The organism is Pseudoalteromonas sp. XMcav11-Q, from assembly GCF_040104525.1.
Taxonomy (GTDB): Bacteria; Pseudomonadota; Gammaproteobacteria; order Enterobacterales; family Alteromonadaceae; genus Pseudoalteromonas.
Genome location: NZ_JBECOX010000012.1, coordinates 42,770 through 59,661 on the forward strand (window position 1 = coordinate 42,770; position 16,892 = coordinate 59,661).

Below are 16,892 nucleotides of genomic sequence, written 5' to 3' on the forward strand. Positions count from 1 at the left end.
TTCTATCTTATTGGCGGCCTTTCAGGAAATCTGAACTTTTGATTTAATCTGGATAGTTCTTTGATGTATCTAACCCCTTTCGTAATCAAATAACCATCGTCTTTTTTGGTCACCACCGTTGGCAAGGAGTACAACTCAGTAGCGCTCTCGATCACTTTTTTACCTTTGCCATTGGGATAACTTTCTACTTCTATGATCAACTCAATAGAGCTACCAACTTCTAGGTTTAACAGTTCACAGAGCTTACCTTCAGTGAACTCGAAGTAATAACCGGTTCGATTAGGATATAGCTTCCAACCACTGCTAAGCTTGGCCAACTGATGATGATTTATCTCCTGTATTTTATCATCACCTTCTTTTGACCAATAGAAACGAGCAGAAAAGCCTTCTAATTCATTGGTTAGTGGCGCGCTTACCTGCACCTTAAACACACTTAAAAATCTTTGAATATTTATCGCAGGCGAGTACAACATACTATAAAAATCGGTTAACGCATTTTCCATTTTTTGTTGCCATGTTGATGCCCTTACAGCAGAAGACTTATTGCTATCGTCTTTATATTTTTGTTGGCGCTTTTTACTCCAAGGACAGGCATTTAGCCAAGCCTCAATTTCAGATTCATGAAAAATAAGCAGTAAACCAGCACCGATTAAAATTATTAGTAGACCCAATAACCCTAATACACTCGCGATCGCTCCAAGAGTTGCAATTGTACTCGCAGCCATGCCGAGAGTTAAAAAGGAGGCTAGAATTATAGAAGAAGACGCTGCAAGTGAAATAAAACCCATCATTAACGTGACATTGGCAAAATATAGTTCTTTATCACCGCTTTCCTTTTCTGATAGTGCATCAGTAAAAGCGACATATGCACTTACTGAGCTTGCAATTAAGGTAAGAAAGGTACCCGCGACAACTAACCAAGCGCGAGAAACTATTTTCGCACCCACCCCAGCAGCCTTTTGACTGGTAATTGAGTTAATTTGAAGTGCCGTTGGCAGACCATGTTTTTTTTCCACAATATTTAAGCCAATATTAAAAATTATATCGGCAAGATCTAACACTGCTGATGCTTTTGATAACCCACTAGCCTCAACCTTAACTAGCGTGCTAAAACAGTTATACACTTCAAGTACTGCAACAGTCCCTAAAGTGCCATGTAGCATAGTTTCAAACACTTTTGGGGGAACTTTAAATTTTGATAGTCTCTCCAAAGCATCCACTTCTTTTTTAATACTATCCAGTTCCCAGTTTTTTCCATCAATCTTACTGTCAAGTTCCGAAAACTCACTTATCATTTCTTCAACTTGGAAATCAAGTTTTTCAATCCTACTCGCATCCAACACCAATACTTTTTGCTGTAAGCGTTTTTGTGCAAATTCGGCTTTTATTTTTTGTCGCTCCAGTGTTTTTTCAATTTCACCCAAGGTACCATCCAGAGACAAAATATGATCTAACTGTTGCTGAACAACCTGTCCTCCACCTAACTCAGTTCTGACATAAGGGTGTGCTACAGGGGTCTTCTGATGACTATCAGCAAACGCCTCTGCCGCTTTTTCCAGCTCACTGAGGCGCTTAGATGCTCGTTCAGCTTTTGACTGAAAATCCAGAGGTAAAAATCCCTCAGGTAAATTGCCATCTAAATAGTCTGCAATTGATAGGTTGATCTCTTTTATCAAACCATTTGTCGAAACATCTACTAATTGCTTAAATCGACCAAAGAGATCCCCTCTGACACTGTTTTCAAATCTAGCTGATTTTGCATACTCTATAGAGCTTGACAATGCACTAAGCTCTCTCTTTGCATTCGTTAGTTGGTATTGCACATTGGAGGCAGTTTTTTTGATATCACGTAATGCTTGCTCTTGGCGTTTTATTTGTAAGTCTAGCTGTGCCACTACTGAGTCAGGATTCATCCCTCCTGCAACAGCCGCATTTAAAATTTGGTTACGCGCTTTAATGTAAGCATTAATTTCCGCTTGTTTAGCTTCAATAGAGCGCTCTAGTGCCACTTTTTCATCTTTTAGTGCATTTGTATCAAGCGCTAGCGTTTCTGCTTTAGCTTTACGGTCTCCGTATACCGATTTAATATCCTGCCCTTGCGCTGCATTTAATCCAGTTGGCACCTCGAGACCAATCACCAAGAATCCCCACATCGCCTGTGAGGCTCTTCGAAGTACTTGTATTACCGCATCTGTATATGATGCGTCTTGGTCATGTAAGGGCTGCAAGTTATCTTGCATAAGCGTAAGATCAAAGCGCGTGTCAAACTCGTCGTTTGAACCTTTAAGACGGCACTCATACGCTGTCATCTCATCCTTTATCTTTTTAGGATAGAGCAGCTCAATTAATCTTAGCCTTTCAGTCGGATGCGTCCCCATCACTTTTAGCCAACACTCTTGCCCTACGTCATTCGCATCCAATTCATCTAACTTTTTGAAATCATCGTCTGACACCGCAAAATGACTGATCAGGGTAATGGTTAAGTCCTTTATTGGGCCGAGTACATCGGAGCATACTGCGTATAGTAAGCACCGGCGTATATCATCGTAGTAGGCATAGTCTTCAATGGAGTAATAAAAAGAATTGTTTTTTTGCTCGTCGCTCATAATCTCAAAGAGCTTCGCTTTTGATTGATTAATTTGCAGACCGAGTTCAAAGGCGCGGTCAGTGTGAAGATATTTTCTAAATTCAGTGGTGCTGAAGCTATCTTCTATATACTCCCGATACTGCTGTGCAAGATCCTCAGCGTCTTCATCAACTTCCACTCCGAGCGCCTTCTTCTTTTCTATTCCTTTTGGATAGTGAAAGAAAGTGCTCTGAATTGCAGTTGCTAACGAATGCTTTGCCAATTGGTTTGGACTAGGTTCAAAACGTTCTGTGTTTGACTCTGATTTAAATTCAGGATCTTGTTGTATTGACGTTACCGGAAGGCTTAACAACTCCTTGCGATATATCGCAACTCTGGCACTGGTGTCACGGGCTAACCCTATACTGTCGGCTAGTACCGGTACATACACACCTGACATATCTGGAACAGGTAAAACTAGGTGATCGGGTAATGTCGAATTATCGTAACCCTGCTTAAAACTTGCCAGTTTATCGAGTTTTTGCATTCTGTTGGCACGTCTGTTGGTCGCTTGGTCTCCGTTAAGACCGGGCTTTACACTTGGTCCATAATTTAAACGCGGATCCGTTTCAGCCATACCGCCAAATGCTTCAATTTGCTTCCAGCTCCATTGCGTTTCTGAATAAGCAATTTCAACACTACACTGTTGACCATACAACTTGTTTGGGACGATGATGGTACTGAGCTCTTCTGTAGTGGCTTTTCGCTCACCTTTGTCAACCATCTCAAGTGCTAATTCTGTATTGTCTACACTACACTCTTTGCCATAGTTATCTTTTTTATAAGAATATTCAGCAACACGAATAACTTTATGACCCTTTTGAAAGGCTAAATTGACATCTTTAAACGCGACACCTTCACCATTTTCCCTTGGAAGTACTTCCAGCTCTCGCCATAAGTGTCCGTCAACGTAAATATAGATAAATCCTTCTCTTAGCTGATCTTCTCCGTCTATCCCCATTCTCAACGGATAAATATGGACCAACTCCACTTCTGCATCTTGTGCAGTGTCATTCGCCGAAGAAGTACCAAGTGGTATTTTGTAGTATCCCGAGGTGCCAAGATCTGGGTTAGTATCAGCAACCATCAAAGACACTTTCTCTTGGTCGTTTGCTAGCCCTTCAAAAACCAGCTCTCTGTGAGCAGTTTCAAGATTCGTTAAGTCTGGTACTGTAAAATCACTCATCCTAGTTTCACTCCATCCTTGTAATACTCTTTACCTGATACGCTTACTTTTAACTTTTTACTTCCTGATTTATCGGGGGTTGCATCTCTTTTCGCCACTGACAGTGAGCTAGGGGTCGCACCGCCCGGTTGATTCAAGGGAGAAGGTGGCGTGTTTTTACTGTTAGAGATCATAAGATCTCCTTGGCACACGGCGGGTTTTCCTTCGATATACACATCAAAAGAGCTGGTAATAAACTCTGCTTTGCCTTTGATTGTGCCACTGGCAATGCCTTTCTTTTTACCGGGTTGATCACCGGTGCTTTTTGAAAAGTTACTTTTGATATTTGCTGCGGGATTGCCATTGATTTTTACTGAGCTTGCGGTGCTCGCTGCATCACCTGATTTGGCGAGATTGCTATAAGGGATTGGCACAACAACTTTACCAATCTTAGTCCAGCACACATCTATGGTATTTAGCATGCCACCACTGTCTTTATGAACTGCGGTGCGACCATTAATTAATACGTTTTGGCCGCTCACGATACCGACTTGCTGTGCTTCGCTATCTGTGTCTTTTTCGATTTGTTCCTCAGTGCCAGCTTGCCATCCTATTTTGCGCTCAACCAAATCTAAAAATGCCCGAGCGTTGTCAATGGGCATGTGCATATCCATGCCAGTCTCTGGCTCTTGATGAGGTAGAATTGGCTCGTTTTTTTCATCGTTCCACTTAGGCGGTGGGACAATATAGTCACTGGCAAACTCGGTTATCATTTCACCCAGCATCATATCGCCATATTTAGCGCGCGCAATCTCATCTATAAATGCGTTTTCACCGCTGGCTTTGTCAGGAAATACGGCTATCCCATTTACACAGCCAATGGCGCCATTATTTTTCGCTGCGATAGTAAGCTTTAACAATGCAGGATTATTATGTCGCCACGACACACTCCCGCCTACTCGAAGCGTCGCAGACATGGCATCTTGATCGTACTGAATCGAATCTGGCTCTTTTCCTTTTACTGCCGCGATAAAGCTCATAACACACTCCTTGTTACTGAGATTAATTGTGGTTTTTCTTGCTCTGTGATCAGCCACACTCTGTCAATATGGCTATTTAACGGGTTATGTAGATAACTACTGGCAACCGCAAGTCCCATTGCATTATGGCCAGCGCCAATATACCCAATGGTATTTGCAGTGTTGTTTAGCTCTATTAACGCGTCATACTCTTGGTACAAGGCGCGGCTGGCATTGAGCCATTCTCTTTGCCACTGCTCACTGAGTAAGCGGGTCGAAATATAAGGCTCGTTTATCTCCGCGTGCAGCTCTTTTAATAGCTCACCTAAGCCGCCCTGATATGCTTTGGTTTGGCATGAAGTCTTACTAGCGCTTGTACCAAGCAGTACGCAACCGCCTTCACTTAATACAATACCTTCAGGGCCGCCAACAACTTGTAGCTTGCCTACCCAGTTTGGTTTTGACGCTTCATCATAACCAACGCAACTATCTACAAATACATAGAGACTATTTGGCGAGAGCGAATCAATATCAAGCGTTTTATGCAACTGAATATCATCAACGTTCAGCTCAATATGGTCACAAAGCGTCCTAACATCAGACACTTCGATATATGGCTCTTCTGATTTTGCGTAGCCAGTAATTAGATTAATGGTGCCGTCCCACGCGTTGGCACTGCCATCAAGCCGTTGCTTAGTCTGGCTTAATAAAGATTCTAGAATGGTTAAACAGCGGTCTTTACGTAACGTGACCGAGATCTCTTCGATTTGTGCGCGCAAGTATGGCGCGTCGAGGCTTATATCGTACCTAACAATGGCTTTGCTTGGCGAGCAAAAGCGCATGTTATTTGCGACCGCGGTATATAAAGCACTAGGATGGTTACCGGCTGGGGTTTCTAGCGCGATTAATTCAAACTGCATGTGCCACTCCTTGCGTTTGTGCCACTTCGACTAAGAACACGCTGTTACTGCCTGTTTGGCTCTTTTTTACCCTTCCTCGCCATATTAATGAAAACTGCTGTGTTTGCGAGTCAATTACCAGCGTATCACACTGCATATCAATAGGCGTGGCGTCTGGGCCATTAACCAAACGACAGCGAGGTACGATTCTGGGCAACGTTAGCTTTAGGCTTTGTCCATAAGGTAAATCTGGCGTCAAGCCCATCATGTCAATCCACCAGCCATCACTAAATGGGTTTGAAGTTTGTTGGTCTTGCGGTGCGACTTGATAATGCGCAGCAGGGACTGCTGCTTTAAATGGGAACTTGCCCGCTAAAGCTTGGGATTCGTCAACCTCAGGAAGTTTATCCACCCTTGGCGACCAAAATGGTGGGATCGCTGCAAAGCTTGCAACCGCAGTGTCGTGGCTCGGCTTTTTTAATACCTGATTAGCATACTCCACTTGTGGCAATGGCTGGCCTTTCGCTTCTTTATTTTTGAGCTTATAACCACGACCGAGGGGATTTTGGGTAGAAACTTGTTCTTCATCCGACGGACTTGTGCCGCCATAGGCAAGTTGATAATTTAATACACAGGACGATAATACTTGTGGATCGCTCGCCACGGGCCCGAATAGCGATCGCTTCCACACACGCTCACCAGTAACTCGAAGTAATTTATCAACAAATACCCTGTCGTTACAGCCGAGTTTTAGTCCAACTTCAATCACTCGCGCTTGCTTGTCGGTTGGTGGAAAACAGGTCAATTCGCCGTATACTTCAAAACCGGTTTTATAGGGCTGAACTTCGCTAACGGCGGTTAGGCAGGCTTCAAGCCCTTCACCGTCGAAGTCATCAGCAAGTACAACAGGCGCTCCAGTTGGATCGGGATACACATTACCATTTACGTCGTATTCAAAGTTTTGCTTCACAGCGATGACTACGATGGGATCTTTTTCCTCATCCCAAGCCTCAACCGTGCTACTTTGCCACTCGGATTCATTCACTAGCATGGTTCAACTCCTGCTTTACTGATTGCCATTGAAGATAAGCCATCGGCATGTAAAAAAGCGCAGCGCCAAGTGCATGCGAGGAAATTTTGGAAAGCTTGCGCTGTATAGCAAGGCCAGCCAATCCCTGTTGTAACCAAGCCGCTGGCTCAGAGACTTTACGCCCTGCGAGTTGATGTTGGGTATTTGCTGTAATTAGGGCTTGGCGTTCGTATTCTGCTTGCTTAAAACTGGGTAATTTTTGCGATTTTTGAGATTTAATGCCAGTTTGCGCATCACTTATTGCGAATTCTTCAGGCAAGTCGAGATCGGTGATTTGTTTCCACGCCTCGTAAGCCGGACGAGCGGTACTGGGGGCTTCGAGTAACTTAACTAGATTTTGTAACGAACGGGTATGAGAAAAGTACGGAAATACTTCTGCAATGTAGCTTGGATTATGCTGACAATAAAGTAAGCATGGTTCATCCCATTTTGGCTCATCGAGTAAACCTGCCAGCTGCAATAGTTTTGCTTTTAGCGCGGCATCATCGGTCATCGCAAACCGCTTCACTAAGTGCTCTGAAAGTTGCTCTGTATTACACAGCCACATATTCACCAATGCCGTGTAGGCAATTTCAGGGTTGCTATGTTCAAGTGCGGCCATGAGTTGGTGGCGCGACAAGTTAGCCGTACTAAATGCTAAATAGATAAGGCTCGTAGGCCAATTTTCATCTGTTGATAAAATTCGCTGTCTGAGTGCATCACCAAAATCAATGCGCCATGCTGACAAGTTATGAATGAGCAGCTCAGCAAGCGCAGGCTCGCTGTTAATCGCCGTGATGATTTCACTAGCTTGGGCTTCAAGCGCTCTTGTCCCAAAAAGATGGTTAATAAGTAACAACAGCTGAGGTGAGTCAATCTCTTGGGTTAACGTAAATACATCATCAATCGACCCATGCGCGATACAATCTAGTTGGGAGCGATTTATCCAGTGTTCTTCGTCCGTCGCAGCTAAGGTATACACATGATTTAATAGTTGTTTTTCAAGAGCATGTAAACGCCCAGTCTCAACTACTTGGCGTGCATTAAACTTTTGATAATGACGCCAAAGCGACTTGAGTTGCTGACGGTGAACGGCCAATTTGGTTGCAGCTAAAAACATAGTCACACCGTATCAGCTTAATTTAATCGAATTGGCCAGCCTTGGAGGCTGAGATCTTGCTCAATATCGGCGTTTAACAGTTTACCTTCAAGCTGTATCTCACCATTGCCGTTGATCGCAATGCTGCCATTTTTGGTTTTGACACAGACTTCTTGCTCGCCATTTAACACCACGGTGCCGTTGTTATTTGTCACCGACGCCGCCGGAAAGTCTTGCGGTGCAGCTAAGCGACCAATAACGATAGGCATTGCCACGCTATGTAGCAACACTTCATCGTCAATACTTACGCGTGTCACACTGTCTAATTGACCTTTAACCTTCATTTCTACATTAGATCCGTCACACTTCACTCGTAACACTTTGCCTAATTTATCAATGGCAGATACACGCCATACGATGTTACTCAACGATGGTGGAAATTGTACGACATTGGTTTTCATAGACTTTGCTCCCTGCTTAGTTATGGCTAATTGCAGAGCCAGACACTGAAATGTTGCTGGCGCTTAAGTTCAAGTTGTTCGCATCAATGGTAATATTACCTGCCGCATCAATTTCTATTTTACCGCCGCCTTGAGAAAGCTGAATTGAGCCGCTACCTTGGCCAACGATAGAAATGTTTCTATCGGCATTGATGGTCAAGTTACCATTTTGCGCCGCAAGCTCGACGTTACCGTCAACACTGAAGTAACTGATGTCTTGCGCGGCCTCTAGATTAATGGATTGCTGCGCTTCGAATTGAATATTGCTATCAGCAGACTGAATTTTAATGTCGGTATCTGCGGTGAGTTGAATAGCCTCTTTGGCATTGATCTCAATATTGGACTCAATACTTTGGATATAAACAGCATCTTCTGCGCGAATGCTTATTTCTTTGTCGGCTTGTGCCACAATATTCGCTTGTGATTGCAGCGTCATCGCTTCTTTCGATTTAATATCGATGTAACCTTTTTTGGTTTCAAGCTTGATAAATTCGCTACCTTCAGTGGCATTAAATTCGAGTATATTTTCTTGCGATTTGGTGAACAATTGAATTTTCTCTTCGCCTTGTTTGTCATCCATCAACAAGGTGTTTTCTGCCTTTGTCACCAATTTATTTTCAGTGGCATTCTCTGCAGTTACCGGGCTTAGCGCTTCATCGTTAAATAGTGCACCGAGAATAACTGGCCTGTCTAAGTCACCATTTTCGCCCGCCACCATAACCTCAGTTCCTTTGTTTAGAGGAAAGTGTATGCCGTGCCCGCCAGGTCCACCATAGTGCTGCATAAGTCGAGTCGGTTTACTCTCTTCCCCTTCACCATCTTGGTTAAATGGCAGCTTGACTTTATAGCGCCCTTTGTCATCCACTTCTTGCTCAATCGTGGCATTAAACGATGCAAAGACCTTTTTACGCTTAACCACAGGCGCTTTAAACTGCACATCAATTGGGATGATCGTCGCTTGGTTTTTATAGGTTAAGCCTTTTACCTTGGAGCCATATTCAACGCTGCCACCTTGACAGCCTTTATGAGCAACAGACACCACTAAGTAACGACCGCTGTAATTAGGGTGATCGGTTATGGTTAAAGCGACACCTGGACGAAGCGCTCGACAGTCAGTATCGATTACAAAAAGATTTCGCTGACAATCAATACTTTGCTGGTGCACTTTGGTAAGTGCATCGCCATCTCCTTCAGTCATGAAGTTTTCAGCGAATATACTGTCTTCACCAAAGCCGCCAACCTCTGTTTGATTATTGCTATTTACAGACAGTGCGCAGCCTTTTTCATAGTCTTCGTCATACAGCCTAAAGCCGCTATTTAGTAAACTCGCTTTTTTAGAAAAGGCAAAGACAGACTCGCTCGGTCTTACCTGTCCGGTGGGTGACGCATAAGGCAAAGTGATCTCTTCCATCTCTGAAGAAAAATCACTGCTGCTGGCAAATACCGATAGGTTGGCTTGGCTACCCGTTGACTCTGTGCTGCCGTAAACAAAACCGTAGCGGCGCATTAGACGCGTTACAAAGTCAAAATCACTTTCATCATACTGTACTGTCATAGCAAGGGAAGGTGATGATGCCTTTAGTTGCAATTTTCCTGACGGGAACCCAGCCTTGTCTAACACACTTTTAACGATGGCATCCGCAGACATGTCGGTAAAAACGCGATTAGATCGTTGATGCTTGAGCAACACCAAAAGTGATTGAAAGGATAAGGTATACACGTAGCCTTGATGACTGCGACCATGGCAGATATATTCGGTAATAATCCCCGAAACCGTTCTGTCAGACATAGCCCATGTAATGGAAAATGTAACATCTTTACCAATCACTAGATCAGGCTCAATTAGCTCTTCACTTAACACCTCAATATCGAAGCGGTAGTCGCTGCATAAGCTGTCATTCTGTGATTCAAAACTCAATACTTTAAATAAACTCCCAGACAACCCCGCAATTTCGATTGCAAAGTGACTCTCGTTTGCCTTAGGTAGTTTATCGGCAAGTGATGCGAACATTTCCATTTTTGTCTCCTTACTCGTATCTACCGTTAACTTAAGTCGGCGAATACGGCTTCAATTTCACCATTTTCATCCGGTGTCAGCGTCAGCAGATCTGGCATATCTTCTTCGCTCATAAAGCCCAAAATTGAGCGAGCGATCCCAGGTAAAATTTGTTGTTCAATTGTTGCGTTAACCAATCGTGCGCCGCTATCAGACATAGCGCATTTATCGGCTAGATAATCTAGCGCTGTTTGATCTACGCGCAGTTGTATTGCGTGATTGTCACGAAGTCGTGCTGCGACCTTTTCAAGCTTTAGTGCCACAATATGTTTTAACACATCGGTATCAAGCGGGAAGAAAGGCACAACCTGCATACGTGCTAAAAGCGCAGGTGCAAAATGCGCGAGCAAGTTTGGCTTAATTAAGCTGACTAGCTGCTGAAAGCTCGGTCTCTCAAACGGTGTTTCTTCCTCGTTGTTGTCTTGTGCTTCTTCATCTTCAGGTACGCCTTGCTGAATGATCCCATCCACCATTTTTTGCATGGCCTGCTGCTCGGTTTCTGGTGTACAAGCATTGATGATTTGCTCAGCCCCTAAATTAGAAGTCATGATAATAACCGTGTTTCTAAAATCGATTTCACGCCCTTCACCATCACGCATTACACCCATTTCAAACACTTGGTAAAACATATTCATGACATCTGCGTGGGCTTTTTCCACTTCGTCAAGTAACACCACAGAATATGGACGTTGGCGCACCGCTTCGGTCAACACCCCGCCTTCACCATAGCCTACATAACCCGGTGGCGAGCCTTTGAGTTGTGATACCGTATGTGCTTCTTGATATTCACTCATGTTTATCGTGGTTAAGAATTTTTCACCACCAAATAGTAGTTCGGCTATGTGTTTTGCGGTTTCGGTTTTACCAACCCCTGAAGGACCCGCTAATAAGAATACGCCCAGTGGGCCAGACGACGCCGATACACCCGCTTTTGCAACCCGTAAGGTTTGTGCAATCGCAGTCAATCCAGCATTTTGACCCACAACGCTTTGTGCCAGTGATTGCTCAAGCTTAAGTAAGCTCTCCAGCTCGTCTTTCACCATGTTACCGACAGGGATCCCAGTCCAACTTGCGATCACTTGCGCTACCGTATCGCTGGTCACTTCAGAGAAAATTGCATTATCATCTTGATTTAACGCAGCAAGCGCTTGTCTAATCGCAGGTTTCTCTTCGTCACTTGCACCGTGTAAGGCATTATAAGTATCAATTTGCAGCTCACGACTTTGCTCAAGCTCAGCAAGCTGCTCTTGGGCTTGTGTAAGCGCATCGGTGAGGCTTTGAATACAAGTTTGATCTGCAATCCCAAGCTTTGACTCGATTGCCAAACGTTCAATTCTGCTTTGATAGTAACGGATCTGCTCTTTGGCTTTATCAATCACCACAGGCGATGTTGCCGGTCCCATTCTGACCATAGCAGCGGCGGTATCTAGTACATCAATGGCTTTATCAGGTAATTGTCTACCTGTGATATATCGTGCAGATAAAGTAACCGCGGCTTCAATTGCACTGTCTGTGATTTGAATTTGGTGGTGCTTTTCGTATTTATCTTTCAGCCCCGTGAGCATGAGCTTCGCAGCTTGCTCGGTTGGTTCATCGACTTTAATTAATTGAAAACGGCGCTCAAGCGCAGCATCGCGCTCAAAATATTTTTTATATTCGCTCCATGTCGTTGCAGCAAGTGTTCTTACTTCTCCACGTGCAAGCGCAGGTTTTAGTAGGTTTGCGGCATCTCCCATGCCAGCGTCGCCACCAGCACCAATCAAGGTATGCGCTTCGTCAATAAATAAGATAACGGGGGTCGCTGAACGCTTTACTTCATCAATGACTTGTTTAAGACGACGCTCAAATTCACCTTTTACACCTGCTCCAGCTTGTAGCAGACCCATATCTAGTACGCAGATCTTAACTTCTTTAAGTTCTGGCGGAACTTGCCCTTCAACTACGCGCTGAGCAAGTCCTTCTACCACTGCCGTTTTACCAACCCCAGGTTCACCGACAAAGATTGGATTATTTTTACGGCGACGACACAACACATCAATAGCGAGGCGGATCTCCTCGTTGCGCCCAAGGACTGGGTCAATTGCACCAGAACGTGCTTTTTCAGTGAGGTCTTCACAAAATGCTTCTAGCGCGCTTTCACCTTGTGAGCGACTATTCGACACCGTGTTGTCAGCATTTGGCTTACTGAATACTTGACGCTCAGTCGAACCTTTACAGATCTTATTTAAATTCTGCTTTAAGAAATGCGTATCAATCTTGTCGAACTCGCGTGCCAGTCCAAATGCAGGGCTATATATCGCCATGTCTTTGAACGAGTCAATCAGCGCAGCTCCTGTGATCCAATCATTTTGATGGCGCATGTTTGCGCTGAGCCATGCTTTTTCTAACCACTCATAGAGGCGACGGGAGAAAACCGGCTTGCTCGGGTTACCAGCATCTTGTTGATTGATAAATTCGAGCGCACTATTCCACAATGCGTCTTGATCAACTTCGAAGAAAGGTAAGATCTTCGCAACATCGCCGTCATTGTGCTCTTCCATTAACTTTAATAGGTAATGCTCTGGTAGCACTTCAAAATGCTTTCGACTCGCTGCGAATCCAGCCGCGGCTTCTAACGCTGTCGCGCTGTGATGATTGAGTTTGTCTATGAGATTCTTTATGCCTGTTGCGTCCATCTTTTAATCCTTGCTATTCCCGTTCGCATTAAAACTGTGATTGTGAATATATTTTCTTCTCTACGCGTGCGTTAACTTTACCTATCGCACAACTTATCCCAAGCTTGCCAGCTCCTAACCGAGTTCCCTCGCGTGCTTGGCGATTGATCTGCACTACCAGTTGCCAATTCATTTTGGTTGAGGTGTGCCAATTTAATAATTGTGATAAACGTTTGGCTTTTACACCACCGGGCTCATATAGCTGCGCCTCAGCCTCGTCCATTGGACCAAGCTCAATGCAAATACGATTGCCCGTCACCAATACACGTTTGCCCAATATGCCATTGCCGCCCAACGAAAAGCCGCTTTGTTTTGACCCTAACTTACCCGCTTCGGTAATTCCTTCCCACTCAACGATATTATCTTTAATCGTTAAGCTTTCGTCTTGTAGCGCTTGCTTTAATACTTGCTCAAGCCCAGCTGCGCTGGTTTGTTTGGCACTAATTAGGTTTAATTTGCTCTTATCTGACTGGTTATTTTCAAATACTGCAGCAACTATTTGATCAAATTGCTGCGCACCTATGCCCGCTAGGTTTATCTGAGATTTCTTCCAACTTTGAAATAGCTGGCAATACAATACATGATTAAAGAGATCTAAAAATGCACGCGTTCTAGCACCTATCTCCTCGTCTCCTGCGGCTTGTTCTAACAAGTAGTGCGGCATCGCAGCGTCAACGCCATATAAACCGAGAAATGATGTTTCGAGCCTCAGTTTACCTCGTTGCCTTACTTGCAATTCACAGCGTCTAACGTCTGACGCTGGAAACCCAAGTTCTTTATACGGTGCAATTTCAACGCGATGACTGTGGCCACTTTGTAACTCGTTATTGCTAGCCCAGTGCTGTTCAATAAGCGTTAGCGCCTTGTACAAACTAAAACGCCAAGGTGTTGCCATCAATTTAGCGATTGGCTCTGGCAGTTTTGCCCAAATAGGTTGGTTTTGCTGCTCCATCATTTACACCTGATAACTATCGCCTGCAGTCACATCCCACTCCCACTCGTGGTAACTTGGCAGCAGCGTCACTCGGGTTTTTAAGCACTCGTTGATTGGTGCATATAGTTTAAAGAACTGATGCAACACATCGCAAAAATGGTAAGCGTCGGCTGTACAAACAAAGCTCTTTTCGTTTAGGGTTAAGTGTATCTCTATTCCTTTAACAAACACGCCCTTTTGTAGCAATGAGATAGGTTTAGACTCAGCGCCTTGGATGCTCTCGATACGATTTCGATTTTCAGAGCGCTCCGACCAATCAAACAGCGCCAATAGCTTTTTCAGCTGGGTTGGCTCCGCGAGCTGAGAGAAACGCATATTCAACAAGCTAATGAGCTGCCAATGTAATGCCTGATCAGGAGAATTAAGCAACTTGCTCGGCCTTACGACATTTTTAACGCTAAGTACCGACGGCACATCAGCGCTTTGCGCATTGATATCGCCTTCTTGCAGTGTTTGCCTTGGCCACGCCGCGTTATGTGCCAACAGATCAGTCGATAAAGTAGTAATATCACCCACTTCTTGCATTGAAAGCTGAATGTACGTCTGTGGCGATACCCCGCCAATATCACGGCTTATCAGTGAATACAAATGGGCGTTATCTTCATATACCGTGCTATACCGAGAAACAAAGTCGATGGCTTCTCCAGTGCTACTGCTTGCGCCTTGTACCGACTTCACGCTATAACAAAAACTCTCTCCAAGTTTATTTTGCACTGGATGCAATTGGTACTCTGTTTGGTTTTCACTGACTCGGATAGGCTCGGCATCTACAGGATAGATATTTACCGCAGGTACACAGTTAAGCAGGATATTATCCGCGTTTACTTTGTTACCGGGCGGCAATTTAATATCACTGGCTATTTTGATGCTGATAGTATTAGTGTCTGGATCAATATTTAGCGTATCCAGTCCCGTTAGTTCAACAAAATAGAACTTTTCACGAGAGTTAAAGTAATCAAGCAGCAACGCATATGCGGGATGACTCTGTTCGCTATTCGGCAGCATTCCGGTGCTGTCTTTATGAAAAGCCGCATCAATTTTTGACTTGTTCAAGGTATATTGCGTCGTACTGCCAAGCTTTCCTGTCTCAACCTCTATCGCTGCATTTGGATTCTTCATCATTTGATAAAGACTGGCACAAAGCGGCGTGTCTCCACGTAAATACACCCGCAATTTAGAGAGATCGTAATCATCTAAACTGCCTTGGCCTAACCGCTTGAGGTGCAAGTTTAACGTTGCACCAGTGTGGATCTCATGATAGTCCACAGAGTAAATCTCAAACGGCAGCACTTTCGTTTCTGCGGTGGTAGTAAAGTGACAAGCCACAGGGGCGTTGTCACTTTTATGGGAAGAGATTTTCGCGCCTTTTGGCACACTCACCAGTCCTTGCATAGTGAGTTTTGGCGCAAACTCTAGCACCGTCGTAGACGGATAATAATTTAATAATATTGGGCAAATCTGTCTGAGTACCTGCTCAGACACTTCGGGTAGCGTTTCGTCCAATCGCTTTTGCGTAAATGCCGTTAAGTAAGCGACTCCTTCGAGCAAGCGCTCAACATGAGGATCTCTATCCTTTAAAGCGTCAATATTTAAAAAGCCGGCATGTTCAGGATACTGCTGAGCAAATTGTTTACCTGCTTGTGTTAACAGCCTCATTTGCGCATCAAAATATTGCTGCATATCCATTAGTCTGCTCCTCCTGCATTGACGTTTGCTTTACCACCTGATGCAAACTTAGTATTCAATCTGATTATCTCGCCGGTTTTTAATTGCGCTCTTATCTCAAATCGAATCACACAGTTTTCCTCTTTTATGTCGATGGGTCGAACGATGAGGTTAGTAATTCTTGGTTCGTACTTTTCTATGGTTCTTTTTACTTCATTGGCAAGTGTTTGCTGCGAATAAGGTAGCCCTTCATATAGATCTTCCACATCCGGTAAACCGTAATCACCTAAGTGCTCAAGCACTCCCCTACGCGCATTCAATAGTTGCGTTAGGTGTTTACATACGCTGTCGCTTAGATGCGATAAATTGTTATCGCTATAGGCTTGGCGTGATGGCTGAGCTAGCAAATCAAATAAGGCCATAGAAAAATACGCTCTCTATTCATTGCGCGAACTAGTGTAAGCTTGAAAAGGAGGCCAATAGGCCTCCAACACTCGAAATTAACGACCTTCAGTCCATGAGTCAGAGAACTCAATGTTACCGTCTAGGTACGTCCAAGTGATGCGCTTGTAACGCATGTGCACTGTTTCAAGGTGAGGATAACGCTCTTTATCCAAATCTTTAACGTTGTGCATTGTTGGCGTGATTGAAGTGATTTTCACGTCTTCAAGCGTATGGCGGAAGTACTCACGCTCAGTACCAGTGTCATCAATACGGTACCATTTAAGCTCAAGTTGCTTTAATGTTTGACCGTTTGAACACGCTTTGTACATGTACGGAGTAGCAGCATCCACAGCTTTTGTGATAACAAAAGGCTCGTGCTTACGAGTACCTGTTAGCTCGCCCGTGTCGTTATCAGTTGGGATACGCAATTCGTGATCGAAATGCAAAATCTCAATTGAACCTTCACGCTCAGCTACAGTTACTGAACCTTTAACGTCGTTACCTTGGTCGTCCTTTAACCACATATACGCTGGAATTGCCATTTTTAATTTCTCCTTTTAAGATAAGATGTTTCCTAATTATTAAAGGCATTGATCAAACGCGTGTTTTTCACGTTTGATCCCCAAACAAAGCGCCACGCTT

Annotated in this window: 12 protein-coding genes; all 12 read right to left on the reverse strand. The window is 44.2% G+C overall.

What is annotated here, in order from left to right:
- Positions 1 to 2: 2 nt before the first annotated feature.
- Positions 3 to 3,812, reverse strand: coding sequence for a toxin VasX (locus tag ABMY45_RS17905; protein WP_174168836.1), 3,810 nt, complete (start codon positions 3,810 to 3,812; stop codon positions 3 to 5).
- The gene (locus tag ABMY45_RS17910; RefSeq protein ID WP_349289294.1) at positions 3,809 to 4,831 is read right to left on the reverse strand and encodes a DUF4150 domain-containing protein; all 1,023 of its coding nucleotides are present in this window, start codon (positions 4,829 to 4,831) and stop codon (positions 3,809 to 3,811) included. Before ABMY45_RS17910 ends, ABMY45_RS17905 begins: the two co-directional genes overlap by 4 nt.
- Positions 4,828 to 5,730, reverse strand: a complete 903-nt coding sequence (locus tag ABMY45_RS17915) for a hypothetical protein (RefSeq protein WP_206473215.1) — start codon at positions 5,728 to 5,730, stop codon at positions 4,828 to 4,830. Before ABMY45_RS17915 ends, ABMY45_RS17910 begins: the two co-directional genes overlap by 4 nt.
- Positions 5,720 to 6,760, reverse strand: a complete 1,041-nt coding sequence (locus ABMY45_RS17920; RefSeq protein WP_211200958.1) for a DUF2169 domain-containing protein — start codon at positions 6,758 to 6,760, stop codon at positions 5,720 to 5,722. Before ABMY45_RS17920 ends, ABMY45_RS17915 begins: the two co-directional genes overlap by 11 nt.
- Positions 6,747 to 7,898 (reverse strand): hypothetical protein, encoded by a 1,152-nt coding sequence (locus tag ABMY45_RS17925; RefSeq protein ID WP_174168833.1) that lies wholly within the window; start codon positions 7,896 to 7,898, stop codon positions 6,747 to 6,749. The genes ABMY45_RS17920 and ABMY45_RS17925 overlap by 14 nt, the downstream gene beginning before the upstream one ends.
- A 17-nt stretch (positions 7,899 to 7,915) precedes the next feature.
- Positions 7,916 to 8,338, reverse strand: coding sequence for a hypothetical protein (locus ABMY45_RS17930; protein ID WP_174168832.1), 423 nt, complete (start codon positions 8,336 to 8,338; stop codon positions 7,916 to 7,918).
- 16 nt (positions 8,339 to 8,354) lie between these two features.
- Entirely contained in the window at positions 8,355 to 10,394 is a 2,040-nt protein-coding gene (tssI, locus tag ABMY45_RS17935) for a type VI secretion system tip protein TssI/VgrG (RefSeq protein ID WP_174168831.1), read from the reverse strand.
- Between the two features lie 26 nt (positions 10,395 to 10,420).
- Positions 10,421 to 13,108 carry a type VI secretion system ATPase TssH gene (gene tssH / locus ABMY45_RS17940; protein WP_349289295.1) on the reverse strand — a complete coding sequence of 896 codons (2,688 nt, stop codon included), beginning with the start codon at positions 13,106 to 13,108 and terminating at the stop codon, positions 10,421 to 10,423.
- 28 nt (positions 13,109 to 13,136) lie between these two features.
- On the reverse strand, positions 13,137 to 14,102 hold the full coding sequence (gene tssG, locus ABMY45_RS17945) for a type VI secretion system baseplate subunit TssG (protein ID WP_227387105.1): 966 nt from the start codon (positions 14,100 to 14,102) through the stop codon (positions 13,137 to 13,139).
- Positions 14,103 to 15,827, reverse strand: a complete 1,725-nt coding sequence (tssF, locus tag ABMY45_RS17950) for a type VI secretion system baseplate subunit TssF (protein ID WP_039495808.1) — start codon at positions 15,825 to 15,827, stop codon at positions 14,103 to 14,105.
- Positions 15,827 to 16,228, reverse strand: coding sequence for a type VI secretion system baseplate subunit TssE (gene tssE, locus ABMY45_RS17955; RefSeq protein ID WP_039495807.1), 402 nt, complete (start codon positions 16,226 to 16,228; stop codon positions 15,827 to 15,829). The genes tssF and tssE overlap by 1 nt, the downstream gene beginning before the upstream one ends.
- 78 nt (positions 16,229 to 16,306) lie before the next feature.
- Positions 16,307 to 16,792 carry an Hcp family type VI secretion system effector gene (locus ABMY45_RS17960; RefSeq protein WP_010377064.1) on the reverse strand — a complete coding sequence of 162 codons (486 nt, stop codon included), beginning with the start codon at positions 16,790 to 16,792 and terminating at the stop codon, positions 16,307 to 16,309.
- Positions 16,793 to 16,892 lie beyond the last annotated feature (100 nt).